The organism is Staphylococcus sp. HMSC34G04 (genome assembly GCF_001838765.1).
GTDB lineage: Bacteria > Bacillota > Bacilli > Staphylococcales > Staphylococcaceae > Staphylococcus > Staphylococcus epidermidis.
Genome location: NZ_KV838730.1, coordinates 40,533 through 66,890, shown reverse-complemented (window position 1 = coordinate 66,890; position 26,358 = coordinate 40,533). Strand labels below are relative to the sequence as shown.

26 protein-coding genes, 4 pseudogenes and 1 riboswitch are annotated in these 26,358 nt (G+C 31.7%); of the genes and pseudogenes, 18 read left to right on the top strand and 12 right to left on the bottom strand.

Annotated elements, in window-relative coordinates:
• Window positions 1–205: 205 nt before the first annotated feature.
• Window positions 206–441 (bottom strand): annotated as a pseudogene (locus HMPREF3241_RS13360) (Abi family protein); the annotation flags it as partial.
• Window positions 442–448: 7 nt separating this feature from the next.
• Between HMPREF3241_RS13360 and HMPREF3241_RS13165 the strand changes: the two are divergent.
• The 6 genes and pseudogenes from HMPREF3241_RS13165 to HMPREF3241_RS06175 all read left to right on the top strand — a co-directional run.
• Window positions 449–705, top strand: a pseudogene (locus HMPREF3241_RS13165) (terminase small subunit); the annotation flags it as partial.
• A gap of 380 nt (window positions 706–1,085) precedes the next feature.
• Window positions 1,086–1,676, top strand: coding sequence for a type 1 glutamine amidotransferase family protein (locus HMPREF3241_RS06200; protein WP_002447684.1), 591 nt, complete (start codon window positions 1,086–1,088; stop codon window positions 1,674–1,676).
• A gap of 835 nt (window positions 1,677–2,511) precedes the next feature.
• Complete coding sequence (locus HMPREF3241_RS06195; protein ID WP_002447685.1) at window positions 2,512–2,856, top strand: DUF4260 domain-containing protein; 345 nt, start codon at window positions 2,512–2,514, stop codon at window positions 2,854–2,856.
• A gap of 139 nt (window positions 2,857–2,995) precedes the next feature.
• Window positions 2,996–3,514, top strand: a complete 519-nt coding sequence (locus tag HMPREF3241_RS06190; protein ID WP_002496089.1) for a MarR family winged helix-turn-helix transcriptional regulator — start codon at window positions 2,996–2,998, stop codon at window positions 3,512–3,514.
• The gene (locus HMPREF3241_RS06185; RefSeq protein WP_002496090.1) at window positions 3,507–3,866 is read left to right on the top strand and encodes a rhodanese-like domain-containing protein; all 360 of its coding nucleotides are present in this window, start codon (window positions 3,507–3,509) and stop codon (window positions 3,864–3,866) included. The genes HMPREF3241_RS06190 and HMPREF3241_RS06185 overlap by 8 nt, the downstream gene beginning before the upstream one ends.
• A 568-nt stretch (window positions 3,867–4,434) precedes the next feature.
• On the top strand, window positions 4,435–4,851 hold the full coding sequence (locus tag HMPREF3241_RS06175) for a hypothetical protein (RefSeq protein WP_002447689.1): 417 nt from the start codon (window positions 4,435–4,437) through the stop codon (window positions 4,849–4,851).
• A 492-nt stretch (window positions 4,852–5,343) separates the two neighbouring features.
• Here the strand turns inward: HMPREF3241_RS06175 and HMPREF3241_RS13355 are convergent.
• Window positions 5,344–5,576, bottom strand: a pseudogene (locus HMPREF3241_RS13355) (XRE family transcriptional regulator).
• Window positions 5,577–5,689: 113 nt separating this feature from the next.
• Window positions 5,690–5,950, bottom strand: a complete 261-nt coding sequence (locus tag HMPREF3241_RS06170; protein WP_002458611.1) for a hypothetical protein — start codon at window positions 5,948–5,950, stop codon at window positions 5,690–5,692.
• Between the two features lie 221 nt (window positions 5,951–6,171).
• On the opposite strand from HMPREF3241_RS06170, the gene HMPREF3241_RS06165 reads away from it, so the two are divergent.
• The 3 genes from HMPREF3241_RS06165 (at window position 6,172) to HMPREF3241_RS06155 (ending at window position 8,142) form a co-directional block, all read left to right on the top strand.
• The gene (locus HMPREF3241_RS06165) at window positions 6,172–6,426 is read left to right on the top strand and encodes a GlsB/YeaQ/YmgE family stress response membrane protein (protein WP_001832461.1); all 255 of its coding nucleotides are present in this window, start codon (window positions 6,172–6,174) and stop codon (window positions 6,424–6,426) included.
• 472 nt (window positions 6,427–6,898) lie between these two features.
• The gene (locus HMPREF3241_RS06160; RefSeq protein WP_002447691.1) at window positions 6,899–7,531 is read left to right on the top strand and encodes a LysE family translocator; all 633 of its coding nucleotides are present in this window, start codon (window positions 6,899–6,901) and stop codon (window positions 7,529–7,531) included.
• 20 nt (window positions 7,532–7,551) lie between these two features.
• Window positions 7,552–8,142 (top strand): histidine phosphatase family protein, encoded by a 591-nt coding sequence (locus HMPREF3241_RS06155; RefSeq protein WP_002501293.1) that lies wholly within the window; start codon window positions 7,552–7,554, stop codon window positions 8,140–8,142.
• A 356-nt stretch (window positions 8,143–8,498) separates the two neighbouring features.
• Here HMPREF3241_RS06155 and HMPREF3241_RS06145 read toward each other — a convergent pair whose 3' ends face one another.
• The 5 genes from HMPREF3241_RS06145 to HMPREF3241_RS06125 form a co-directional block, all read right to left on the bottom strand.
• The gene (locus HMPREF3241_RS06145) at window positions 8,499–8,876 is read right to left on the bottom strand and encodes a hypothetical protein (RefSeq protein ID WP_002475273.1); all 378 of its coding nucleotides are present in this window, start codon (window positions 8,874–8,876) and stop codon (window positions 8,499–8,501) included.
• A gap of 216 nt (window positions 8,877–9,092) precedes the next feature.
• Window positions 9,093–9,716 carry an NDxxF motif lipoprotein gene (locus HMPREF3241_RS06140; RefSeq protein WP_002458607.1) on the bottom strand — a complete coding sequence of 208 codons (624 nt, stop codon included), beginning with the start codon at window positions 9,714–9,716 and terminating at the stop codon, window positions 9,093–9,095.
• A gap of 250 nt (window positions 9,717–9,966) precedes the next feature.
• Window positions 9,967–11,490: an alkyl hydroperoxide reductase subunit F gene (ahpF, locus tag HMPREF3241_RS06135; RefSeq protein WP_060545617.1), complete on the bottom strand. Its 1,524-nt coding sequence runs from the start codon at window positions 11,488–11,490 to the stop codon at window positions 9,967–9,969.
• A gap of 14 nt (window positions 11,491–11,504) precedes the next feature.
• A complete protein-coding gene (gene ahpC, locus HMPREF3241_RS06130) occupies window positions 11,505–12,074 on the bottom strand; it encodes an alkyl hydroperoxide reductase subunit C (protein WP_002447697.1) in 570 nt (189 codons plus the stop codon).
• 444 nt (window positions 12,075–12,518) lie between these two features.
• Window positions 12,519–13,298, bottom strand: coding sequence for a 2-keto-4-pentenoate hydratase (locus HMPREF3241_RS06125; RefSeq protein ID WP_070853543.1), 780 nt, complete (start codon window positions 13,296–13,298; stop codon window positions 12,519–12,521).
• A 137-nt stretch (window positions 13,299–13,435) separates the two neighbouring features.
• Here HMPREF3241_RS06125 and HMPREF3241_RS06120 point away from each other — a divergent pair, with 137 nt between their 5' ends.
• Window positions 13,436–14,191, top strand: coding sequence for an NADPH-dependent oxidoreductase (locus HMPREF3241_RS06120; protein ID WP_038812735.1), 756 nt, complete (start codon window positions 13,436–13,438; stop codon window positions 14,189–14,191).
• Window positions 14,192–14,311: 120 nt separating this feature from the next.
• On the opposite strand, the gene HMPREF3241_RS06115 is transcribed toward HMPREF3241_RS06120, so the two are convergent.
• The 4 genes from HMPREF3241_RS06115 to HMPREF3241_RS06100 all read right to left on the bottom strand — a co-directional run bounded on the left by HMPREF3241_RS06115 (window position 14,312) and on the right by HMPREF3241_RS06100 (window position 18,238).
• Window positions 14,312–15,700 carry an L-cystine transporter gene (locus HMPREF3241_RS06115; RefSeq protein ID WP_070853542.1) on the bottom strand — a complete coding sequence of 463 codons (1,389 nt, stop codon included), beginning with the start codon at window positions 15,698–15,700 and terminating at the stop codon, window positions 14,312–14,314.
• A gap of 309 nt (window positions 15,701–16,009) precedes the next feature.
• Window positions 16,010–16,912: a hypothetical protein gene (locus HMPREF3241_RS06110; RefSeq protein WP_002447701.1), complete on the bottom strand. Its 903-nt coding sequence runs from the start codon at window positions 16,910–16,912 to the stop codon at window positions 16,010–16,012.
• Window positions 16,913–17,037: 125 nt separating this feature from the next.
• Entirely contained in the window at window positions 17,038–17,703 is a 666-nt protein-coding gene (locus HMPREF3241_RS06105; RefSeq protein ID WP_070853541.1) for a hypothetical protein, read from the bottom strand.
• A 127-nt stretch (window positions 17,704–17,830) separates the two neighbouring features.
• Window positions 17,831–18,238 carry a YflT domain-containing protein gene (locus HMPREF3241_RS06100; RefSeq protein WP_002447703.1) on the bottom strand — a complete coding sequence of 136 codons (408 nt, stop codon included), beginning with the start codon at window positions 18,236–18,238 and terminating at the stop codon, window positions 17,831–17,833.
• Window positions 18,239–18,449: 211 nt separating this feature from the next.
• Window positions 18,450–18,552, top strand: a riboswitch (purine riboswitch).
• A 282-nt stretch (window positions 18,553–18,834) separates the two neighbouring features.
• On the opposite strand from HMPREF3241_RS06100, the gene xpt reads away from it, so the two are divergent.
• The 8 genes and pseudogenes from xpt to HMPREF3241_RS06060 all read left to right on the top strand — a co-directional run bounded on the left by xpt (window position 18,835) and on the right by HMPREF3241_RS06060 (window position 25,818).
• Window positions 18,835–19,413, top strand: a complete 579-nt coding sequence (gene xpt / locus HMPREF3241_RS06095) for a xanthine phosphoribosyltransferase (RefSeq protein WP_060545613.1) — start codon at window positions 18,835–18,837, stop codon at window positions 19,411–19,413.
• The gene (gene pbuX / locus HMPREF3241_RS06090) at window positions 19,413–20,681 is read left to right on the top strand and encodes a xanthine permease PbuX (RefSeq protein WP_002447705.1); all 1,269 of its coding nucleotides are present in this window, start codon (window positions 19,413–19,415) and stop codon (window positions 20,679–20,681) included. Before xpt ends, pbuX begins: the two co-directional genes overlap by 1 nt.
• A gap of 37 nt (window positions 20,682–20,718) precedes the next feature.
• The gene (gene guaB / locus HMPREF3241_RS06085) at window positions 20,719–22,185 is read left to right on the top strand and encodes an IMP dehydrogenase (RefSeq protein WP_002475261.1); all 1,467 of its coding nucleotides are present in this window, start codon (window positions 20,719–20,721) and stop codon (window positions 22,183–22,185) included.
• 167 nt (window positions 22,186–22,352) lie between these two features.
• Window positions 22,353–23,894 carry a glutamine-hydrolyzing GMP synthase gene (gene guaA, locus HMPREF3241_RS06080; protein ID WP_002473319.1) on the top strand — a complete coding sequence of 514 codons (1,542 nt, stop codon included), beginning with the start codon at window positions 22,353–22,355 and terminating at the stop codon, window positions 23,892–23,894.
• A gap of 149 nt (window positions 23,895–24,043) precedes the next feature.
• Window positions 24,044–24,373: pseudogene (locus tag HMPREF3241_RS13160) on the top strand (terminase small subunit); the annotation flags it as partial.
• Between the two features lie 132 nt (window positions 24,374–24,505).
• Window positions 24,506–24,694 (top strand): hypothetical protein, encoded by a 189-nt coding sequence (locus HMPREF3241_RS06070; protein WP_002475276.1) that lies wholly within the window; start codon window positions 24,506–24,508, stop codon window positions 24,692–24,694.
• Between the two features lie 140 nt (window positions 24,695–24,834).
• A complete protein-coding gene (locus HMPREF3241_RS06065; protein ID WP_002455892.1) occupies window positions 24,835–25,452 on the top strand; it encodes a CadD family cadmium resistance transporter in 618 nt (205 codons plus the stop codon).
• An 18-nt stretch (window positions 25,453–25,470) separates the two neighbouring features.
• Window positions 25,471–25,818, top strand: a complete 348-nt coding sequence (locus HMPREF3241_RS06060) for an ArsR/SmtB family transcription factor (protein WP_002447711.1) — start codon at window positions 25,471–25,473, stop codon at window positions 25,816–25,818.
• The last annotated feature ends 540 nt before the right edge of the window (window positions 25,819–26,358 follow it).

The window sequence follows — 26,358 nt, the reverse complement described above, 5'->3', positions numbered from 1 at the left end:
CCCCGTAAGTATAGGCTTACGGGGTTGTTTTTATGTTTTTGAATATTTAAAAAGGGCAGGAAAAGGGCGCGGTTTGAAAGTTTTAGAAATTTAGGCATAAAAAAAGAGGCAACCTCTTAAAACGGAAAGAACAAAGTTCTTTCATAATAAACAAGAGATGTAAATAATCTCTTGGAGACATTTGTCTCGTTCCTTGTTTATTATATTAATTGTTTTTAACATAATAGTTAATCATCTTGTTAAGTGATACGAAAGGGACGGTATATTTCTATAATGCTTGTATTTTCTGTCTTTGCGATGTTTGAAGTTTTTTAAATCATCTTTTCTATTGTTTTTAATACCGTTACTGCAATATTTTGAATGTAATATTAATAACGAAAGTATATCTATGATTGGTAATACTTTAAGGTTAACTGCTGACAATCTTTGTTTTTGATCAAGTCAATGGCAAGTCCAACTAGTTTATAATAAATATGTTCAGCTAGTAGAAGTGCCTATTAAGCCTAGTGATCGTTTAAAAGCTCGTGATATGCTTAGGAAATACCATAAATTATTTACTGAGAGAAAAGAGTTACGCCAGTAATTGTTAATATTGGCGAATGGAGTGAAGGCGATGAAGAAGATACACAGAGAGAGCTAGATAAAATAAAAGAAAACTATCCTAATAGAACTATAATTGTTGATGATGTACCGTTAGAGGATTGAATAGAGCCTATCTGAAAATATTCAGATGGTCATTTTTGATTTTAATTGAGATATTATTTTGTTAGTATTTAAATTGATTAATAAATGATAATTTAAAAGGGGTAAGATTATGTTAAATAAAAATGTTAAATACCCTCATGCTAAGATATTATTTGATATTGTAGGCATTATTTCAAGCATTAGTATTTTATTATTAATAGCCTTTAATTTATATTTAAAGTTCGAAAGTAGTGGAAATGTAGAGATAGGAGTTAAGTGGAACGAGAGTAGTTTATATATAGGACTTACTTTGTTAGTTTTTATCATTTTGTGCGCCATTATCTCTTATGTTCTTAAGTTTATTAAAAGGAATTAAATTAAAATAAAAGGGGTTTTTAGTTTTGAAAAAAGCTTTATTTCTTTTACTAGATGAATTTGCAGATTGGGAAGGTGCACATTTGTCTTCAACTTTAAATCAAGATGATAGTTGGTCTGTAAGTACTGTTTCTATTGAAAAAAATGTATCTTCTTTAGGTGGCTTTTCTGTTTTAGTAGATTATATTATTGGTGATGAACCTAAAGATTATGATCTGTTAGTTATGGTTGGAAGTAATTCTTGGGATAATGATTCTGAGAAGCTTTTGGATTTTGTTGAAGAAGCATTTAACAAAAAGATAGTAATTGGTGCTATATGTGGTGCAGTTGATTATTTAGCTAGAAATGGTTTTTTAAATAAATATAAACATACTGGTAATTCGGTTTATATTTGGCAAAATTATAAAAAATATAAACCTGAAAATAAGTTTTTAGAAAAACAGAGTGTTAGTGATAATTTGCTTATAACAGCAAATGGTACAGCACCACTTGAATTTACTGAATCAGTTTTAAGAGAGATTGATTTTGATGTTGATGAAAATATTGAAAAGACAATGTTTATGAAAAGGTTTGGCTTTTATAAATATTGTGAAAAATACGGGAATCCATATTTATAAGTTGGATGTATTTGGGTGTTTTGAAACGAGTTTCTTCTTGTCTTGATACTATATAGAAATAATGCAAAGATAAACAATAATGTAAGTGCGACGTGAAAGATTTTTATAAAAAGTAAGCGTTTATCATATACATTTAGAGTCTTTTTTTAAGATAATAGTTGCAGCTGCTGAAATTTACTTCTCAAAATTGCGTATTTTTTAAATGACTGTATCTGTTAGATGTAGACTTTTTAACTTGACAAAAATTGACATTTCATAAAGTTACAAACAGACTTAAAAGTACGCTTGTAACCAGTACCCTAAAATAGGTAAGTGGTTTGATAAAAGAATAAAGGGTGCCTCAAATTAGGGGTGCCCTTTTAATATCCTCAAATTTTTGGATATTGGTTTATACTCAGCTCAAATGTGAGTTCAGTAATAGAATTGAATAGCTATATATATTTAACCGGCTCAAATATGAGCGTATTAATTAATACAAATGCTGATGCAATAAGTCAGTGCATTAGAAAACGAAAATATCCGTTTTCTAATTTCTGAAAAGCTGAATGTGGCTTGTCTAACTTATATATTTACGTTGTGAGAAATACAATTTTGAAGTATTTTAGTGCATGAGCTGATGTAACAATTTGTGACGTTAGCTACATGAATGAGTATTCGATAAAGGGAGTAGGGAAACACGACGCCCAAAGTAACTTGATCTAAGATATGAACAAAATATGTACCCATGTATTGTAACTTGTAAAAGTTAGATAAGTAAATGTAGCTAAATTTTTGTAGTACAGTTAAACCTATAGTGTTAATATTTAATTGAATAATGTAAATAAAGGGGGATTTCATGAGCAATCTAATAAGATTAGAAAATGCATGTGTTTTTATTGCAGTGGTCAGTGTTTATTTTATCTTTGATTTTTCATTATGGATATTTTTACTATTTCTATTAGTCCCAGACATCTCTATGGTTGGATATGCTGTTAATAAAGATATTGGTAGTAAAGTATATAATTTAGGTCATACTTATGTTCTGCCTATCATTGTTACCTTGTTGTATTTAGTTACAAATGAAGAAACAATATTACAAATATCTTTAATATGGTTGGCTCATATTAGTATGGATAGAACTATAGGGTATGGGCTTAAATATGCACTAGGGTTTGATAAAACTACTATTCAAAAAGTTTAATAATCAATTATAATAAGCGCCAAGCCTTAGTGGTTTGGTGTTTTTATTGTATGTAGTGTATTTATACTTTTCAAATACTAAAAGGTATGTTAGGGTTTAAGTGGTTAGGCGCCTAACTATATTTTAGGAGTGATTTCACTTGAATGAATTTTATTTGATAGATAGTCCAACTTATAAAAAATTAGAATGGCTAAAAAAGAAATATTTTAACTTAGATATTATTTCTGTCTTGTTGTTTCTTGAGATTAATAAAACCTATAAACTTATGAAAAATAACTATGATAGTTTTATAGAGGATTATGGATTGACAGAGGCTAAATTTTCAATATTGATGTTGTTATTATATGAAGAGAATTTAACGCTATCGCCGTCAGAATTATCCAAGAAAATAGGTAATAAAAAATCAACTATTACTGGTATTATTAAAGGATTAGAAAAACAAGGTTTAGTTAGAAGAGTGAATATATCTAATGATAAGAGAACTAGTTATGTACAAATGACTGAATTAGGTTATTCAAAATTAAATGAGTTTTTACCATATAACTATGACTTTGTTTCAAATGTATTTAGTGATTTTGATGAACAAGAAAAAGAAATGTTTTTCCATTTAATGAATAAGTTAAGAAATAATATTGAAAGGGATGGAGAAGATGAATAAAATTGAATTTTTAGAAACTTTTTTAAGCTTTTATATTAATCATCACGTTGTTCTTGAAGATATGGAAAAAGGTACAAATAAATATACTGTTATAGATGTTAGAAACGCACCTAAGAAAGTAAAAAAAGATAAAATTAAAGGGTCAATTGAAATACCAGCTAAGGAATTACACGAATATTTAAGTGAATTATCAAAAGATAAGGTCTATGTTGTATATGATTGGACTGGTGGAACTATTTTAGGCAAGCAGGCATTATTGGAATTATATCAAAATGGTTTTGAGGCATACGAGTTAGCTGGGGCTCTAGAGGGATGGAAAGGCATGAGTTTACCATTAGAAAATGTAGAATGATAGTTAATTAAAGAGTAAAGTTGAATCACTTATATCTTATAAAACACCACTTAATTGTGGTGTTTTTTAACGCTGAGAAACGTCCTGTGTCGCAGTGAGAAATGAGTTTGTGTAATTATGTATGTTAAAGTGTAAAATAGAATTTGTGAAAAACTAATTGAGGGTGTATATGGCTAAATTCTTGTCTTATAAGTGATATCAAATTCACGAATTATTTTTAAGTATTAGTTTCATTATCTATAACAGTAAAAATGATGAATAGGAGTGTGAATATGGCAAAATATTTTACTTCACTTAAATTAGGTTTATATCTTTTAATTTTAATTGTATTACAGCCCATAGTTTTCAATATTTTAAATTTAGAACGATCTAAAACTATAAGTATAATTGGACACTTGATTTTTATATTAATTGGTATTTTATTAATTTATTTACACTCCAGATACAACAAGGATAGGAATGATAATATATAGATATTTTAACACTAAAAAATAATTAAATAACAGTTTTGAAGAAGGTAACTTTTATTATTGTTTCGTTAATATCATTAATAAAAAGGGAGATTGAAATGAGTAGATTACTTGAAGAGTTAAAGTATTGTGGGTTTAATTTTATATTATTATTATTTGGTTACTTAACTTTCTATAGACCTGCAAATGAATCTAGAGAGTTTTTCCAAAAAGAATATGGTGACAAAATAAAACTTTCTCATTTTTTTAATGACAGTTATAGAAATGTAGGTATGGAGCATATAAATCTATACATTTATGCAATCATAATATTTATAATCGCTATTGTAATAGCAATTATCATTCTGAAACTAACTAACCAAGTTTTATATTCTCCATTTATACAAATACTTATCTCAATATCATTAATAGTCATGTCATTATATAGTATGGTTAATACATATATTGCATCAATTTTGCTAGCAGCAGCATTTATTGTACTTGTTATTTGGGCGTTTGTTAATGATTCCAGATAAAAAATATTAAATAAAAATCACTTGATTTCAAAATTTTTATTGCCATTTTAACATTTTATATACAACTGATTAGACAATTTAAATAAGCATTCATAATCATTTGTTATTATATACTTTCACGGTGATTAAAAAAGGGCAAAAAAAGGGCATAATTTTGATGATAAGGGCAAGTGTATGAAAGTGAATATAATCAAAATAAAGTTATAAACGTTGATACATAAGTGTTTTGATAGTGAATGAAATGATATAAAATACATCTATATAAAAGAAGAACAATAATACTTTATTTATTGTAAAACCCCGTAAGTATAGGCTTACGGGGTTGTTTTTGTGTTTTTGAATATTTAAAAAGGGCGGGAATTTGAAAGCTAGATTTTTAGATACATATCCTTTGACGATATTTTTCAGTGATGTTATGAGATTGAATCCCAAAATGAGTTAAGATTATGCGTTGTAAAGTGGTTTAAAACGGAACATCTTAGTTTATTATACTTACCTTTCTAAAACTAGGCCATCAATATATTTTTTAAACATTTGATACGGTACGTTGAAAAAATGGGTTAGGTGCATAACATCTTTAAATATTGATTGATGATAATGGTTTACCATTCCCAAATTTGAAGTGGTTTGTTATGCGTGACATTTTTCTTGTTAAGTTGAGTAGTTAATTCTTCAATCTCTATATGTCTTTTAGTTCTTAAGTTATATAAAATATGTAAATTTATGTGCTACATCTTCTATTCATGATGAAAGTGTCTACGTTGACATCAAGATGTCATTTTATCAATTAGCATATCTAAAGGGTTATACTTTGAAGTTGTAGCACCATCATTAAAATTTAATGTTTGTAATTTTGTTTTTTATTAGAAAGCATGTTTAGAATAGCTGATAATATAGTACAGATGATTGTAACCATGATTAGTGTCGTTACTACATAGACTTGATTACTTTGAATATTAAAACCTATTTCAAAATGACCTTGTAAGTGTCCTTTTATAAAAAAGTTAAGTGTAATGATAGTGAGAATTGCTAAAAATGAAAGGAAACCTATAATTTGTATAATTTGGTTAATACGTTGAAATTTATTTTTATGTTGCATGTAAAATACCTACTTTAAATATTTTTAGAAATAGTTCATTTTAGTCATCTTTAATAGCTTAACACAATAGGATTGAGGTTGATAATAATAAATATTGAAAAAATAAAAGCAAAATAGCTTTTATCAGTAAAATAAAAATTTATACAAAGCGTTTAATCATTTTTGACATGGGGTATCTCATACTAGTGAATAAAATATATAAATAAAGGAGACAATCAATTATGTTTGGATTAATAGGTATGATTATTGTCGGCGGTATCATTGGATGGATCGCAGGTTTAATTTTAGGTAAAGACGTACCAGGAGGTATTCTAGGAAATATTATTGCTGGTATTGTAGGATCATGGGTTGGTACTATGATTTTAGGTGAATGGGGACCACAATTAGGTAAAATACACATCTTTCCAGCATTATTAGGTTCAATTATTTTAATCTTTATTATTTCATTAATTTTAAAAGCACTAAGAAAAAAATAATAAGTATAGATTAAGTTTAATTTAGGTAGAAAATGTGTTGCTTGATTATTTGAAAGTAATCAATTAATACAGTTAAAGTATGTGTGTTTATCTATACGCACGTAACTCAATGATAGATATTGATGATGTCTTTAATCGTTTGAGTTACATTAATTATAGTTATCAAAGCATCCAAACCAATAAAAATGGTGTGGGTGCTTTTTTCATGTTATAAAACATAAAAAAGGATGGCGCTGGGTTACGCCATCCAGGAGTATTATGTTCATGAATATAAAAGACTTTGTAGTTACTAATAACTACAATTTAATATTATCAGATTGCTATTTATCTGACAACATTAAAGGTTTTGATTTTTAAAATTTCCAACAAAATTGAGAAAATTATTACTTTGATTTAAAGGCCTCTGTTCGGTTTCATAAGCCATTGGTGATATGTAATAATGAATTGTAAAACGACATCGAGGAGGTTTCTTATGGACAGTTTAATTACATTTATCATTATTACATTATTGATTATTATAGTGCCTGGGCCAGATTTCATTATTGTAATGAAAAATACTATTAACTCAAGTAAAATGAATGGTTTTATGGCCGCATTTGGTATCACTACGGGGCATATTTTATACTCTTCATTAGCAATTTTTGGAATTATATACATACTTACGAGTTTACACTTTGTTTTTTTAACAATAAAAATATTGGGTGCTTGTTATCTTATTTATCTCGGAATCAAAAGTATTTTAAGTGCGCACAGTTCTGTTGATTTTAGTAAACAAGCTTTAGCTGATGTCAGAAATGTGAGTTATATCACTTCTTTTAGACAAGGTTTTTTAAGTACAAGTCTTAACCCTAAAGCTTTATTATTTTATGTTAGTATATTCCCTCAGTTTCTTTCTAACGGTAATATACATATGAAATCTGAGATTGCGTTATTTGCTTTTTCAGTTGTTGTAGTTACATGCTTATGGTTTTTATTTTGTGTATTTATCTTTCAATATATTAAATTATTATTCAGCAGACCAAGATTCAAAGCTATATTTGATTATATTGTAGGGTTTGTTTTAATTGGCTTATCTATTAATTTATTATTAAGTAAAAGTAGCTAAGTCAGAAATGAGGAGATAGAATGGAAATTTATTTAGTGAGGCATGGTGAGTCGCAGTCCAATTATGATAATAAGCACGGGTATCTATATTTTTGTGGACAGTTAGACATCCCTTTGACGGAAAGAGGTATAAAAAGCGCTAGAGAACTATCTGCTTATTTTAAAAATAAATACATTGACACTGTATATGTATCAGATTTAAAAAGAACAAGGCAAACGTATGATGAGCTATTTCCTTATGATCTTCCAACAATATATACTAAGACGTTAAGAGAGCGTTCGTTAGGTGTTTTTGAAGGGAAAAATAAAGAAGAAGTTTGTAAAGACAAAAGGTTCGAAAAATATTTCCATGATCCTAATTATAAATACTTTAGACATAGTTTTTCACAAAAAGCACCACAAGGAGAAAGTTATCAAGATGTCTATGATAGAGTGGTTACTTTCATTGAAAATGAGCTTAATCAACGGCAGAGACGTGTAGTGATAGTTGCGCACCAAGTTGTAATTAGATGTTTTTTCGTCTATTTTAAAATGATAACTAAGGAAGAAGCCTTATCGACGGAAGTTCTTAATTGCTATCCATATTTAATTAAAAGAGAAATGAAGTTTTGAATACATATATAATCATTTGAATTGTAAAATTGTAATTGCTGGCTAAATTGATATTAATTCTCTATCAAAAGGTATGATTGAGGTCTATCAACAACCGTAGCAATATTGTTATATATAATATAGGATTGTGAGTGAAGCCTGGGGCATAGATTATCGATGCCTCAGGCTTTCATAACATACAATCAGTCAATGATAGAATTAAAAATACACACAAATATCAAACCATTTTTTACAAGAGGGTGGGGCCCCAACAAAGAGAATTTCACCGAGAAATTCAACAAGCAAAGCAAGTTGGGGTGGGACCCCAACAAAGAGGATTTTAATGTAAATTCTACCTCTCTTACCCCTTTACTTGATTAATTTATTCTATCTGAAGTAGATGGGTGTACTGAAAGTGTGACAATAGAACTAACAAGTAATGCAAGTATCGTTAAGGAAGCCATAAGTGTAATGACAATTTGTCCCATCATTAAGCTAATGATTACTAAAAATCCCCATATCATCAGTGCACTTATTTGTAATATCGCCGATATGATTCTACATGCAAGATGATTAAATATACCTAATATGAGTGCTGGTAAAGCCATTATAACTATTGTCGTAATGGCTATGAGTACTGTATAAGGTTCGTTATAGTTGATTGTGTGTGGGCCTGTTGGATATTTTGCTAAAACAAGTACTAAGCCGATGGTAGATAGTATTGATAAGATAATAAATGTTAAACGTATCTTCATAATGATTTTCCTCATTTCTTTTTATTTAGAAAAATATATATGCTATATTAATTTTATTGTGTAATAAATATATTGAATTGTCAAAATAGCGAAAGCATGTTTCAAAAAGATGAGATGATGAAATTAACTCGAATATCAAACAAGCCCAAAAAAGATGTTAGTCCAACATCTTTTTTGGGCAAGTAAAATAATGTGCTATAGAAAAAGCCTTTTGTTTTATTTATTAAATACTTCTGTGTCTATTCCTTTTTTCTTAAGGAAAGTAGTGATTTTATCTTGTTGTTTTTTATTTACATCACCTGAATATTTTGTGGGTACATCAACAACGTTAATTGAATTTTGTGGTTGGTAGTTTAATTTCTCAATGTCTTCATCTACGTTTGAAATAGTACTATTTAAAGCGTGAAAATAATTAATTATACGATCTGTTGGATCTTTATATTCTTCAGGGATGTGATTGTTTTTTATAAATTTTTTAAAATGCAAATCATTTTTAACTGCTAAATTGGATAACTTGCTAAGACGATCAGCTTGTGATTCTGTGATTTTAGGATTACTATCACTTTGCTTATCTAATTTATGTTGCATGACATACTTATTATCAAGTACATCGCTATTCGCTTGTAAATATTTTTCTAAAGCTTGCTTCATCTCTTTTTCGTTAATTTTTTGTCCTTTTTTGTTTGAAGAAAAAATATCTTTTTCCTTTAAGGTTTTAGCATTTTTAGGTGCATGAGCGTTGCTGTGATGCTCTTGGCTATTGTTATCGTTCGTATTTGAGCATGCTGCAAGTGTTAAAGACAATGCTAGTATCAAGTATGTAATGACTCTCTTTTTCATAGAATTGAGTAACTCCTTTTGCGTCTCTATCATTAAACAGTGTTTTAAATTTATACATCTATTAGAGTATCATTTATCGAAAAATATTTGAATATTTTAGAACTACATTTACCGTTAGATATGACTAAATTATGTCGGATTATATGAATAATATACTTGTTTCAATAGGTTTTTTTTATAATAAAAAACAGAGCTCCACCATGGGAACTCTGTGAGGTTAAAATATTTATGATAAGTAACGTTTTAAAAATTAATTTCTAATTATATAATCGAATGCATTAAGTGCAGCATTGGCACCAGCACCCATAGAAATAATAATTTGTTTATTTTTTTGATCAGTAACGTCACCAGCTGCAAAGATACCAGGAACGTTTGTTGCGTTATCGCGATTAATCATAACCTCGCCACGTTCATTTAATTCGACAGCATTTTGCAACCAAGATGTATTAGGAACTAATCCAATCTGTACAAATATTCCATCTAAATTAACTACTTGTGACTCTCCGGTAGTCATATCTTCATAGCTGATACCTGTAACGTAATCGTCACCAATTACTTCTGTTGTTTTAGCGCTCGTTTTAATATCAACATTAGGTAGTGAGCGTAGACGTTCTTGTAATACGCTATCAGCTTTTAATTCAGAAGCGTATTCAAATAATGTTACGTGTTTAACGATGCCGGCTAAATCAATAGCTGCTTCTACACCAGAATTACCACCACCGATGACAGCGACATCTTTATTTTCAAATAAAGGTCCGTCACAGTGAGGGCAGAAAGCCACGCCTTTATTGATTAGACGGTCTTCCCCTGGGATGTTTAGTTTGCGCCAACTTGCACCTGTAGAAATGATGGCAGTTTTACTTTCTAAAACAGCATCATTTTCTAAAGTTACTCGAATAGCTGAATCTGTTTTTTCGATATTTGTAGCACGAATACCAGTCATTGTATCAATATCATATTGTGCAATATGTTCTGCAAGATTTGATGAGAACTCTGAACCTGTCGTTTCTTTAACAGTGATGAAGTTCTCGATACCAGCAGTATCATTAACTTGACCACCAATGCGATCAGCGACAATACCTGTACGTAGCCCTTTACGTGCTGTATAAATTGCAGCACTACCACTTGCAGGTCCGCCACCAACGATTAACACGTCATAAGAATCTTTATCGTTGAATTCAGAGGCATCTTGCGTGCTTCCTAATTTAGTTAAAATATCTTGAACTGTCATGCGTCCGTTACCAAATTCTTGACCATCTAAGAAGACGGCAGGCACTGCCATAATGTTTTCAGATTCTTCACGGAAAACAGCGCCATCAATCATAGTATGAGTGATGTTAGGATTAATAACACTCATTAGGTTTAACGCTTGAACGACGTCAGGACACTTTTGACAAGTAAGACTTACAAAGGTTTCGAAATGAAATGGACCTTCGAGTCCTTTAATTTGATCGATAATGGATTGCTTTTCTTTAGGTGCTCGACCACTCACTTGTAGTATAGCTAATACTAGAGAGTTGAATTCATGGCCTAAAGGTATGCCAGCAAATGTAATACCTGTTTCTTCACCAGGGCGGTTAACTGAAAAACTTGGTGTACGTTTTAAAGATTTTTCAGTAATTGTTATGTGTGCTGACATCTCAGCAATCTCATTTAATAATTCTTTGAGTTCGTTTGATTTATCATCAGAGCCTAGGCTGGCAACGAATTCAACGTCGCCTTCCATAAGCTCAAGTAATTGTTGTAATTGTTGCTTTAAATCAGCATTAAGCATATTTTAATGCCTCCTTAGATTTTACCTACTAAGTCTAAACCAGGTTGTAATGATTCTGAACCTTCTTCCCATTTAGCTGGGCAAACTTCACCTGGATGTTGACGTACATATTGAGCGGCTTTAATTTTGTTAACTAATGTACTTGCGTCACGTCCGATTCCGTCAGCATTGATTTCTGCTGCTTGTACCACACCATCAGGGTCGATAATGAAAGTACCACGTTGTGCTAGACCAGATTCTTCATCCAACACATCGAAATTGCGAGTGATTGTTTGAGAAGGATCACCAATCATGCTGTATTCTAGTTTGCTGATTGCATCAGAATGGTCGTGCCAAGCTTTGTGTACGAAGTGTGTATCTGTTGATACTGAGTACACGTTAACGCCTAATTCTTGTAATTTAGCGTATTGATTTTGTAAATCTTCTAATTCAGTAGGGCATACGAATGAGAAGTCAGCAGGATAGAAACATACAACGTTCCAAGAACCTTTAAGATCTTCTTGAGTAACTTCTTTAAACTCATCTTTTTTTGGATCGTAAGCTTGTGCTGTGAAAGGTAAAATTTCTTTGTTAATTAAAGACATAGATAAATTCCTCCTGAAAAGTTAAGTGTTAATTAGAATTACTTAAAAATAATTGTTTGTTTATAATAATTCTAATCTCTTGTTTAGTATTATTACATCTTGGCATTGAATAGTCAACTTTAGAAGTTCTTAAAATCTATGAAAGTATAAAAAAGCTATAATTAAGCCATTTTAAATCCTTCATTAATTAAAGAATAGCGAGTGAAAAAAGTTGAAAATCCAATGTGAAACTGAAATTTTCAAATGTGTATGACATTGAATCTCAGTTATCATTCTCAACTATGGTTATTTTATTGATAATGAAGTGTAATTTTATTACTACTTCATATATATAATAACATGTATCATACATGGATTTCCTTTTTTAGCATCTGTATAAAACAGAAAGAGTTATTTCCACAAGTTGTTATGACTTTCTGTGAAAATAACCCTATTAAACTTACTTTATTTATTAACCGAAAATGACACCTTACCGATACCACTATATTCAGCACGGTACGTGCCATATTCTAATTTTAATGGAGATATAAAAGTTCCAGATGAAATGATATCTCCTTTTTTAAGTTGTTTGCCGTGCGTGTGTAGTTTTTTAATTAGCCAATGAATAGCGTTTAAAGGATTTCCGAGTACTTCGGATGATTCTCCTGTGGCGATACATTTATCATCTTTATATAAATTTAAATGTACATTAGCAAATGCATCATTATCAAGTCCGTCTACAGAGTCACCTACTACGACAAGTCCTGTTGCGGTATTATCTGATATTAAATCTGATAAAGTAAAATTTGGAAACCAATTTTTATATCTTGCATCTGGAATTTCAATGCCTGGCGCGATACGGGTATGATATCTAATTGTTTCTAAATCAGCATCATAAGGTAAGTCTTCCTGCACTATAAAGATAATTTCTGGTTCTAGTAATGGTGAAAATAATTCTGAAAGAGAGACTGAGGCACCATAATTAACAATTTGGTTAGATAAGAGTGTTCCATATGCTGGTTCGTTAGTGTTAGCAATAGCTTGCGTTGCCTTGCTAGTCATACTAACTTTATACCCTGTAACAGTCGAACGGTCTTTGAAAGTTAATTGGTCAATTAGTTCTTCTTGTACATGATATGCTTCTTCTTCGTTTAATTGATAGTTCTCGCTAATGAAATCGATGGGTTTTTTATATCTATAAGCTTTAAATAAAACCTTAGCAACTTCTTTATTTGTTAGTGTCATATTGTATCCCCCTAAATTATCTGAAAATTGATACTTTTATGATAACTTCTAAATATGAAGTGTGCAAATCTATTTAAATATACTTCATTTAGGGTATAAAATTATTAATAACGTAAATTTTGATAGGAGTGGGTATAGTGTCAGATTATGTTTATGAGTTGATGAAACAACATCATTCAGTTAGAAAATTTAAGGATCAACCACTTAGTTCTGAGACGGTAGAAAAATTAGTAGAGGCGGGACAGAGTGCTTCTACATCCAGTTATCTTCAAACTTATTCTATTATTGGTGTTGAAGATCCAAGCATTAAAGCGCGTTTAAAGGAAGTGTCAGGTCAACCTTATGTTTTAGATAATGGTTATTTATTTGTATTTGTTTTAGATTATTATCGTCATCATTTAGTAGATGAAGTTGCGGCGTCAAATATGGAGACATCGTATGGTTCTGCAGAAGGACTATTAGTGGGTACAATAGATGTTGCATTAGTTGCACAAAACATAGCAGTTGCTGCCGAAGATATGGGGTATGGAATTGTTTATTTAGGGTCATTGCGTAATGATGTTGCGCGAGTGCGTGAAATTTTAAATTTACCTGATTATACGTTTCCGTTATTTGGTATGGCAGTTGGTGAACCTTCTGATGAAGAAAATGGGTCACCTAAACCGCGCTTGCCATTTAAACATATTTTTCATAAAGATCAGTATGATGCAAATCATCACCAACAACGTAAAGAATTGGAAGCATACGACCAAGTAGTGAGTGAATATTATAAAGAACGTACCCACGGTGTGCGTACAGAAAATTGGTCACAACAAATAGAAACATTTCTAGGACGTAAAACACGTTTAGATATGTTAGATGAATTGAAAAAAGCAGGATTTATTCAAAGATAAAAAGAACCTGAGACAGAAATACATGTCTCAGGCTGGGTGGGGCGATATTTTAAACACAAATTTTGCTCCGCTCTTTTTATAATTGTATATCGTAATGACCAATGACAACTTATCTTACATTTAATTTGCAGATAAATCGCCGTAATCATTTGAGTCAAATGTTTTTTTGTCCCAATGATTTGTTAAGCGTGCGGTACCTGTTCCAGCTAGCATTGAGTCATTAACGTTAAGTGCTGTACGACCCATATCGATGAGAGGTTCGATAGATATCAGTACTCCTGCTAGAGCAACTGGTAGATTAAGTGTAGATAATACGAGTATTGATGCGAATGTTGCACCGCCACCTACACCTGCAACACCAAATGAACTTATAATAACAACAGCAATAAGTGTAACAACAAATTGGAAGTCAATTTCTACATTTGCTACTGGTGCTACCATAACTGCTAGCATAGCAGGGTAGATTCCTGCACAGCCATTTTGCCCTATGGATAGACCAAAAGTTGCAGAGAAGTTTGCAATTCCCTCAGGTACACCTAAACGTTTTGTTTGCGTTTGAACATTTAATGGTAATGCACCTGCACTTGATCGTGAAGTAAATGCGAAGATTAGTACTTCTATTGTCTTTTTCACGTATTTAACGGGATTGATACCTAAGACACTCAGTATAATTAAATGGATGATATACATTGTGATTAGAGCTGCGTATGAAGCAATTAAGAATTTACCTAACGTCCAAATTGCAGAAAAATCGCTGGTCGCAAGAGTAGAAGCCATAATAGCTAAAATGCCATAAGGCGTTAATCGTAAAACAAAAGTTACGATAGCCATAACGATAGAATAGATTGCTTCTATACCACGTTTAAGTAAGTTTCCATGTTCCGGTTGTTTTCTTGCAACTCTAAGATAAGCAAAGCCCACAAACGTTGCAAAAATAACAACTGCAATTGTCGAAGTTGTACGTTGTCCTGTGAAATCTAAAAATGGATTGCTTGGGAATACTTCGAGAATTTGTTGTGGTAAAGTGTTTGCAGTTAAATCTTTAGCTTGTTTTGAAATTTCTGTACCACGTGAATGTTCTGCACTACCTAAATCAATAGACGATGCATCTAAACCAAAGATCAAAGCGTAAAAAATTCCGACGATAGCTGCGATGGCTACAGTACCAATTAAAAACATAAAAATATAAGAACCGATCTTAGCGAATTTTTCACCAATTTGTATTTTGCTAAAAGCGGCAACAATTGAAATGAATATTAGTGGCATGACAATCATTTGTAATAGTGCAACATAACCATCTCCGACAATACTAAACCAGTCTGTTGATTGTTCGAGCGTTTTAGACTCTGCACCATATATGAGGTGTAATACAATGCCAAATACGATACCTATTCCTAAAGCGGTAAAGACGCGTTTAGGGAATGAGACGTGTTTTCTTGCCATAATATTTAACATAATTAGGAAAACAAGTAACACGATGACATTAATTACTGTAAAAAGTATTTCCATATCAATATATAGCTCCTTTTATAATTTTAGTATTCCGACATATGTAATAAGAATAAAGGGGGTTAAGAAGAAATTCAAGTTGTTGATTTATAGTTTTCTGATTCACTTAAAGTTGAATAGTGTGAAGGTGATTACTAGAACAATGAAAAATTGGAAGTTTACATTTATTAGAAAAGTGAGCAAAGAGGACATAAAGAGATTTACATTAATAAAAAAGACGCGTGCAATCATGCTATAAGAAGACAAGATTGCGCGCGTTTTTTATTTAATATTGTGAATAAGCATGAGTCAGCTATGAATACAAATCATTTATAAGTTAAATAGACGTGCAAAGAAACCTTTCTTCTCTTCTTTAGGTTGTTGTTGGTAAGTCGATTGAGAAGAAGGTGTAGCTGATGTTGATTGAGAATGAGAAATTGACTCAGATTTTTCTGAGTTAGATACACTTCCTGATTCTGACAAGAACTCGCTTGTAGACGTACTTTTTGATTCAATTTCCGATTTGCTATTTGTATTACTTTCAGATGTTATCGAGTTAGACTCGGATAGAGATGAACTCATTGAATCATTTACTGATTCAGATTGGCTTAAACTTGCTGTAGTGCTTTGACTTGCGATGTTGCTCTGAGATATTGAAGCGCTATTTGACATTGAATCAAAATGACTGCGTAATTCACTATCTTTTAATTCGTTAGCTTTAGCGATGTCTTTAGATTGTTGTTCTTGTGCTGACTGAATAGCCTCTTGAGAATTTTGGATTGATTTTAAAGACTGGGCATTCGATTCTAATTTTGTTGTAATATCAGTCTGTAATTCTTTAAGTTCCTGTTGTTGGTGATGTACTTGGTTAATCATTTGCCCTAACATTTGACGTTCTTCTCGCATTTTTTGAATTTCAGAACGTAAATCTTCAACGAGTTGTGCTACATTTTGATCAGTTGGTAATTGGCTATCCTCGTCTTTAACAATGACTTGTAAAAAGTCTTTTTCCTTTTCAAGCTCTTCAAATGCTAAATCATAACTATTCGTTTGTTTAACTTTGTTAGCGATATCTGTAAATAATTCGATGTCATCTTCTTTAAAGTCTGTGGCTTCACGACCACGATATTCTGTTTTACTAAGGTGATAGCCTCGTTCCTCTAAATGTTGTACAATTTTTCGGACCTGCTTTTCACTTAGTTCTACACGTTGAGCAAATTCTTTAGTTAACATTGAAAAAGTCCCTTCATATTTTAATTATGTATGGTGACGTTTGTCTTCGGCCAGTGAAACGTCAGTCTTACCTCATATGATAGTTTACCTTTTCTTAATATTGATTTCAAGGTGTTTTAGACAGACTATCTTAAATTCATTTCTTTTAGGAGAGGGTAAATAATTTCTCTTGAAATGCCGTTTGCAAAAACATATTTAAGAATATAATTAGATTTGACGCTTGTGCCATAAATGTCCTTTGTTAATTCAATGTTAGCTTTAATAAATAAATCTACTTTTTGTGGCGTTTCCTTTTGGTTTTGATTTGGATGAATGTAGTCGATGTCGTCCTGCTTTTCAAATTGATTTTCAAAGAGGAATTGACGACGATGTTCTAGTGCGTTTCTGAGCTTGTCATCGATGTCAACAGTCGAGGGTTCTTTTGGAACTTCTAACATGATGAAATTAATATCTCTATTATGAACTTCTTGTGATAAAAGGTTTAATTGTTTTTCTATTGCCTCTAAAGTTAAGGACATTCTTTCATCATGATTGGGGCTTTCTTTTGCGATTAAGTAAATTAAAAATGCAGAATTGGTTGTTGCTTCGTAATGCGCAGTTGCTAAGCTAACTATAGTCTGGTTTTCAATTCCAACGATAAAGGCGTAATCATTTTCTGTTTTATTGTTTTCAAGTGAGCGTTTAAAAATTTTACTATCTTCATCTAAACCAATATCCAATTTATTATCATATAATTTGAGTGCCTCGCTAAATAATGGATCTTTAGCTGATTCTATTACTTTAAATTCCATGTTATATCCTCTCCCTAATATTATTCAATCGTAGCTAATTAGCTTTATTTAATGATAAAAAAAACCATAATGTCTGCTCGACTAAACAAACATTATGGTGCAATGCTTTTATAATGTAGAAATAAAATTATGCTTTAGGCCCTTCAGACTCTGCGGCATAATGAGTAATATCCACTTCTTTATATGCAGCATTATTATCTTCAACTTCATCATGAGAAGAACGATCACTGTTAGCAACAACGAGCATTTTATCGTTTAAAATATCTTGTTTATATCCTTCTAGTTCATTGTCAGTTAAATCATAACGAGATAATACTGCTTCTTCTCCATCTTCACCTGTAAGTAAACGAGACATACGGTCACTAAATGAGCCACTTGTAGACATTAATGAGATTTGAGAGTTGTGTAAATCATCTAAGTGCAACTTACTTTTACTGATAACAGCTAATTCTGTCTCTAAATAACCTTCAGATTTTTTTTGATTGATGACTTTATATAATTCGTCTTGGTTATTCACTACAGTAATTTTTGCCATGATTATCGCCCCTTTTAAAAATGTTGTCTTACATGGTTATACCCTAGTCTAATTTAATAAAACTATTACACAGATAATTATATAATTTTGTGTTAAAACATTTCAATGATAATTCATCCTTTAATATAACGCTTACACTGAATTTTGATGCTTTTTGAATCGTGAACATCTCTTTAATTATATTGAAAATACAACAAAAATTTGCTATTATCATTAAATAATTTATATGACTCATATAATCTAGAGAATATGGCTTTAGAAGTTTCTACCGTGTCGCCATAAACGACACGACTATGAGTAACAATCCAATACATTAAGAGCAGTTTAAATCGCTAAAGCAACATAAAAGTAAAACGCATTTGGTATAACTGGAAACAAGTGAGGATACACATAAGCCTGTATAAATTGAGTGCAATTGTTTGAGGTTTATCAAATTTAATAAGCGTTTTTAGGACTACGTATGCGTATCTTCTTCTTAATTTGCTTTAAGGCAAAGTATTGCACGTTCACTCATAGATCCTGAAACTATTAATGGTAGTTTGAGGTTTTTTTGTATCTAGGAATCGAATTTGAATTTACTTGAGGAGGTTTTTTGAGTGGAGTCGTTAGGACAAAAAGTCAAAGAAGATGGCGTTGTCATCGATGAGAAAATTTTGAAAGTAGATGGATTTTTAAATCATCAAATTGATGCAAAGTTGATGAATGATGTAGGTAAAACATTTTATGAGTCTTTCAAAGACGCTGGTATTACTAAAATTTTAACTATTGAAGCTTCTGGTATTGCGCCTGCTATTATGGCTTCTTTTCATTTTGATGTTCCTTGTCTATTTGCTAAAAAAGCTAAACCTAGTACTTTGAAAGATGGCTTTTATAGCACGGATATTCATTCATTCACAAAAAATAAAACGAGTACAGTCATTGTATCTGAAGAGTTTTTAGATCCAGACGATAAAGTACTTATCATTGATGACTTTTTAGCTAATGGCGATGCTTCGCTAGGTCTTAATGACATTGTAAAACAAGCAAATGCGACGACAGTTGGCGTGGGTATTGTGGTTGAAAAAAGTTTCCAAAATGGGCGCCAACGTTTAGAAGATGCAGGCTTATATGTATCTTCACTTTGTAAGGTAGCTTCATTAAAAGGCAATAAGGTAACTCTTTTAGGTGAAGCGTAATGAAAAATTTCATATTAAGTGTGCAACATTTGTTAGCGATGTATGCAGGGGCGATTCTTGTTCCTATTATTGTGGGGACAAGTTTAAAATTTTCAGCTGAAGAAATTGCTTATCTAGTTACGGTTGATATATTTATGTGCGGGGTAGCGACATTTCTTCAAGCGAATAAAGTCACAGGGACTGGATTACCGATTGTACTAGGATGTACGTTTACTGCTGTTGCACCTATGATACTCATCGGTCAAACCAAAGGACTTGATGTTTTATATGGTTCGCTTTTAATATCCGGTATCTTAGTTGTTTTAATTGCGCCTTTTTTCTCTTATTTAGTTAAATTCTTCCCACCTGTTGTAACAGGAAGTGTCGTGACAATTATTGGAATCAATTTAATGCCAGTTGCAATGAATTACTTGGCAGGTGGCGAAGGAGCGAAAAACTATGGCGATACTAAGAATTTAATGTTAGGTGGTATTACACTACTCATTATTCTTATTTTACAAAGATTTACAAAGGGCTTCTTGAAATCAATTGCGATACTTATAGGATTGGCAATAGGTACTGCTTTAGCTGGTATATTTGGAATGGTTGATATCAAACAAGTGGGCGATGCACATTGGTTTGGATTCCCTGTTCCATTCAGATTTTCTGGTTTTGGCTTTGATGTAAGCTCGATACTTGTATTTTTCATTGTTGCAGTTGTAAGTTTAATTGAATCTACTGGTGTCTATCATGCACTGAGTGAAATTACTGGTAGAAAATTAGAAAGAAAAGATTTTCGAAAAGGGTATACTGCGGAAGGTCTAGCAATCATTTTAGGTTCAATATTTAATGCGTTTCCTTACACTGCATATTCCCAAAATGTAGGTCTTGTTTCTTTATCAGGAGCTAAAAAGAACAATGTGATATATGGAATGGTTATTCTTTTACTAATTTGTGGTTGTATACCTAAATTAGGTGCTTTAGCTAATATTATTCCATTGCCGGTTTTAGGTGGGGCAATGATAGCAATGTTTGGAATGGTTATGGCATACGGTGTTAGTATTTTGGGTAACATTAATTTCCAAAATCAAAATAATTTATTAATTATTGCAATTTCAGTAGGGTTAGGTGCTGGTATTAGTGCAGTACCTCAAGCATTTAAAGGATTAGGAGAACAATTTGCTTGGTTAACTCAAAATGGTATAGTGCTTGGCGCAATTTCTGCAATCATCTTAAATTTCTTTTTTAATGGTATAAAGTATAAACAAACCGAAGAAAATGTGAAATAATGTAACTAAGTATAAATAAAATTGGAGGCTGTTTTTAATGTGGGAAAATAAATTTGCTAAAGAATCTTTAACATTTGACGACGTGTTACTCATTCCAGCTGCATCAGATGTTTTACCAAGCGATGTTGACTTAAGTGTCAAATTATCAGATAAGATCAAATTAAACATTCCTGTTATCTCAGCAGGTATGGATACAGTAACTGAATCAAAAATGGCGATTGCTATGGCTCGTCAAGGCGGTTTAGGTGTTATCCATAAGAATATGGGCGTCGAAGAGCAAGCTGATGAGGTACAAAAGGTTAAACGTTCAGAAAATGGTGTTATTTCTAACCCGTTCTTCTTAACACCGGACGAAAGTGTGTATGAGGCTGAAGCATTAATGGGCAAATACCGTATCTCTGGTGTACCTATTGTCGATAATCAAGAGGATCGCAAGTTGATTGGGATTTTAACAAATCGTGATTTACGTTTTATTGAAGATTTTTCAATAAAAATATCAGATGTAATGACGAAAGATAATTTAATAACAGCTCCAGTTGGTACGACTTTAGATGAAGCCGAAGCTATTCTTCAAAAACATAAGATTGAGAAACTTCCATTAGTAGAAAATGGTCGTTTAGAAGGATTAATCACGATTAAAGATATTGAAAAAGTACTTGAATTCCCATATGCAGCTAAAGATGAACATGGTAGATTGTTAGCTGCAGCAGCAATCGGTACGTCTAAAGATACTGAAATTCGTGCACAAAAATTAGTTGAAGCTGGCGTAGATGCGTTAATTATTGATACGGCTCATGGTCATTCTAAAGGCGTTATTAATCAAGTTAAACACATTAAGGAAACATATCCTGAAATTACTGTTGTCGCAGGTAACGTAGCGACTGCAGAGGCAACACGTGCTTTATTTGAAGCAGGTGCCGATGTTGTTAAAGTAGGTATTGGTCCAGGGTCAATTTGTACGACACGTGTTGTTGCAGGTGTAGGTGTGCCTCAAATTACAGCAGTTTATGATTGTGCTACAGAAGCCCGTAAGCATGGTAAGGCTATTATTGCTGATGGTGGTATTAAGTTCTCAGGTGATATTATCAAAGCATTAGCTGCTGGTGGTCATGCGGTTATGTTAGGTAGTTTGTTAGCTGGTACAGAAGAAAGTCCTGGTGCAACTGAGGTATTCCAAGGTAGACAATATAAAGTTTATCGCGGTATGGGATCTTTAGGTGCTATGGAAAAAGGTTCAAATGATCGTTACTTCCAAGAAGATAAGACGCCAAGAAAATTTGTTCCTGAAGGTATTGAAGGTCGCACAGCTTATAAAGGACCATTACAAGATACAATCTATCAACTTATGGGTGGCGTTAGAGCTGGTATGGGTTATACTGGTTCAGAAAACCTAAAAAAATTACGTGAAGAAGCACAATTTACACGTATGGGACCAGCTGGCTTAGCTGAAAGTCATCCTCACAATGTTCAAATTACGAAAGAATCACCAAACTATTCTTTCTAGTGTTAAACTTTGAATGATGAATTAATCATTTGTAGGAACGCGCTTAATTCTTAAAACAAAAATGCTTAATGATACGGTAACAATACTTAAAGCTATCATTTAGGGCATTGATAGGCGCGTTTCTCTTACTTTTACATAAAATAAAACAATAAAGGAGATTCATGACTATGGAAATGGCGAAAGAGCAAGAGCTGATTCTTGTTTTAGACTTTGGTAGCCAATATAACCAGTTAATTACGCGTCGTATCCGTGAGATGGGCGTTTATAGTGAATTACATGATCACGAAATTTCTATTGAAGAAATTAAACGAATGAATCCTAAAGGTATCATTCTTTCAGGTGGTCCAAATTCAGTGTATGAAGAGGGGTCATTTACTATAGACCCTGAAATTTATAATTTAGGTATTCCAGTTTTAGGTATTTGTTATGGTATGCAATTAACGACTAAGCTTTTAGGTGGTAAAGTTGAGCGTGCCAATGAGCGTGAATATGGCAAAGCTACAATTAACGCTAAATCAGATGAACTTTTCTTTGGCTTACCTTCTGAACAAACAGTATGGATGAGTCATTCTGATAAAGTAATTGAAATTCCTGAAGGATTTGAAGTAATCGCAGATAGTCCAAGTACTAATTATGCAGCTATTGAAGATAAAACACGTCGTATTTACGGTGTACAATTCCATCCAGAAGTACGTCACACTGAATATGGGAACGACTTACTAAGAAACTTCGTTCGCCGTGTTTGTAATTGTACAGGGGAATGGACGATGGAGAATTTCATTGAAATTGAAATTGAGAAAATTCGTCAACAAGTAGGTAATCGTAAAGTATTATGTGCAATGAGTGGTGGAGTAGATTCATCCGTAGTTGCTGTACTTTTACATAAGGCAATCGGCGACCAACTAACATGTATTTTTGTGGACCATGGTCTTTTACGTAAAGGTGAAGGTGACATGGTCATGGAGCAATTCGGTGAAGGTTTTGATATGAATATTATTCGTGTTAATGCTCAAGAACGCTTCATGAGTAAACTAAAAGGTGTTTCTGATCCAGAACGTAAACGTAAAATCATTGGTAATGAGTTTGTATATGTCTTTGATGACGAAGCTGCAAAATTAACAGATGTAGATTTCTTAGCTCAAGGTACGTTATATACGGATGTGATTGAATCAGGTACTAAGACAGCTCAAACAATTAAATCTCACCACAATGTAGGTGGATTACCTGAAGACATGGAATTTGAACTTATTGAACCGATCAATACATTATTCAAAGATGAAGTGCGTGCATTAGGAATAGAATTAGGTATACCTGAACACTTAGTTTGGAGACAACCATTCCCAGGACCTGGATTAGGTATCCGTGTACTTGGAGAAATTACTGAAGATAAGCTTGAAATTGTTCGTGAATCAGATGCGATTTTACGTGAAGTGATTCGTGAGGAAGGTCTTGAAAGAGACATCTGGCAGTACTTTACAGTACTTCCAGGTATTCAATCGGTCGGTGTCATGGGAGACTACCGTACGTATGATCATACTGTAGGTATTCGTGCGGTAACATCCATCGATGGCATGACTAGTGACTTTGCTAGAATTGATTGGGAAGTCTTACAAAAGATTTCAAGTCGAATTGTCAATGAGGTGGACCACGTTAATCGCGTTGTCTATGACATTACCTCTAAGCCACCAAGTACAATTGAGTGGGAATAGAATATAATAATTCAACAACCCTTTAACCGCAATGGTTAGAGGGTTGTTTTTGTATTTTCGAAGTTGGAAAAAGCGTAAAAATATTATTGATGAAAGTTTATTAGGTATTAATGAATAACTATTTTTATTAACCAATTCAGCTAATGGTGACGGAAACTAAGGAAATTGTTATAAAACGTGGTGAATATAAGGAAAACCCACAAAATGGTAAAGTGTAACTTGTTTACAATGAATATGTTCAGCTAGTAGAAGTCCCTATTAAGCCAAGTGATCTTTTGAAAGTTCGTGATGATATGCTTGGGAGGTGTCATAAACTATTTACTGAGAGAAAAGCTTTTACAGGTGATACTCCGGTAATTGTTAATATTGGCGAATGGAGTGAGGGCGATGAAGAAGATAAACAGAGAGCTCTAGATAAAATAAAAGAAAACTATCTTAATAGAACTATGATTGTGGATGATATACCGTTAGAGGATTAAATAGAGCCTATCTGATAATATTCAGATGGGCATTTTTGATTTTAATTGAGATATTATTTTATTAGTATTTTAATTGATTAATAAATGATAATCTAAAAGGGGTAAGATTAAAAAATAATAGGAGAATGGTAATTGGACAAAGTTAATTACTTTTTAAAAGCTTTAGTATTGGTAATTATGCTTCGTTGTACCATGAATTATTTACTTCCGTCACCTGATACAATAACTTTTAAAATTTTAGATGGGCTTGCTTTTGGTGTTTTAACTGTATTTTTAATTAATTGGATTATTGGAATTTTTAAGAAGTATTCACAAAAATAAATTGCTCATTTATGTTGATTTTGAAATTGTTAAGAATTCTAAATATCGATATCAATAAAGCAATTGGAATAAAGCATCTATGATTATTTGAAAACATAAGTTATAATATATTCAAAAATATTTTTGAATGAGGTGTAATTATGATTCAGACTATTGTAACTGCTGCTATTCTTTATATTGCGACAGCAGTAGATTTATTAGTGATTTTGTTAATATTTTTTGCTAAAGCAAAGACTAAAAAGGAATATCGAGATATTTATATTGGTCAATATGTAGGATCTGTGACATTGATTGTCGTAAGTTTATTCTTTGCCTTTGTCTTAAATTATGTTCCTGAAAAATGGATATTAGGATTATTAGGGTTAATACCGATTTATTTAGGAATTAAAGTGGCTATTTATGATGATTGTGAAGGAGAAAAGAGAGCTAAAAAAGAATTGAATGAAAAAGGATTGTCTAAATTAGTTGGTACGGTTGCAATTGTTACGATAGCAAGTTGTGGTGCTGATAATATTGGTTTATTTGTTCCGTATTTTGTGACATTAAGTGTTACTAATTTATTAATTACTTTGTTTGTCTTTTTAATTTTAATTTTCTTCTTGGTATTTACTGCACAAAAATTAGCTAATATTCCAGGAGTTGGAGAAATTGTTGAGAAATTTAGCCGTTGGATTATGGCTGTTATTTATATAGCTTTAGGTTTATTTATTATTATAGAAAATGACACTATTCAAACAATTTTAGGATTTATATTTTAATTTAGGGTGTGATTTCATATGAGTTATGAAAATGCTTGTGATGTGATCTGTGTACATGAGGATAAAGTTAACAATGCTTTAAGTTTTTTAGAAGATGATAAATCTAAGAAATTACTTAACATTTTAGAAAAAATTTGTGATGAGAAGAAATTGAAAATTATATTATCTTTGATTAAAGAAGATGAGTTGTGTGTTTGTGATATTTCTTTGATATTGAAAATGAGTGTTGCTTCAACTTCACATCATTTAAGACTTTTATATAAAAATGAGGTACTTGATTTTTATAAAGAGGGAAAGATGGCATATTATTTTATTAAAGACGATGAAATAAGAGAATTTTTCTCTAAAAATCAGGAGGGTTTTTGAAGCGAGTTGAAAACGAGTTTCCTTTTGCTTTGATATTATACAGAAATAATACTAAAATAAAAAAATAAATGTAAGTGTGATTTATAAACACAAAAGTAGATGTTTAACATTTACAATTATAGTTTTCTTAAAGATAATGAACGTATCTACTGAAATGTACTACTCAAAATTGAGTATCCTTTAAATGACTGTATCCGCTAGATGTAGTCTTTTTAACTTGTCAAAACTTGACATTTCATAAAGTTACAAACAGATTTAAAAGTACGCTTGTAACCAGTACCTTAAAATAGGTAAGTGGTTTGATATTAGAATAAAGGGTGCCTCAAATTAGGGGTGCCTTTTAATATCCTCAAATTTGGGTATATTGGTTTATACTCAGCTCAAAATTGAGCTCAGTAAAGCTATATATATATATTTAACTGGCTCAAATGTGAGCTCGTTAATTAATAATACAAATGCTGACGCACTAAGTCAGTGCATTAGAAAACGACTATATCCGTTCTCTAAATTCTGAAAAGCTGAATGTGGCTTGTCTAACTT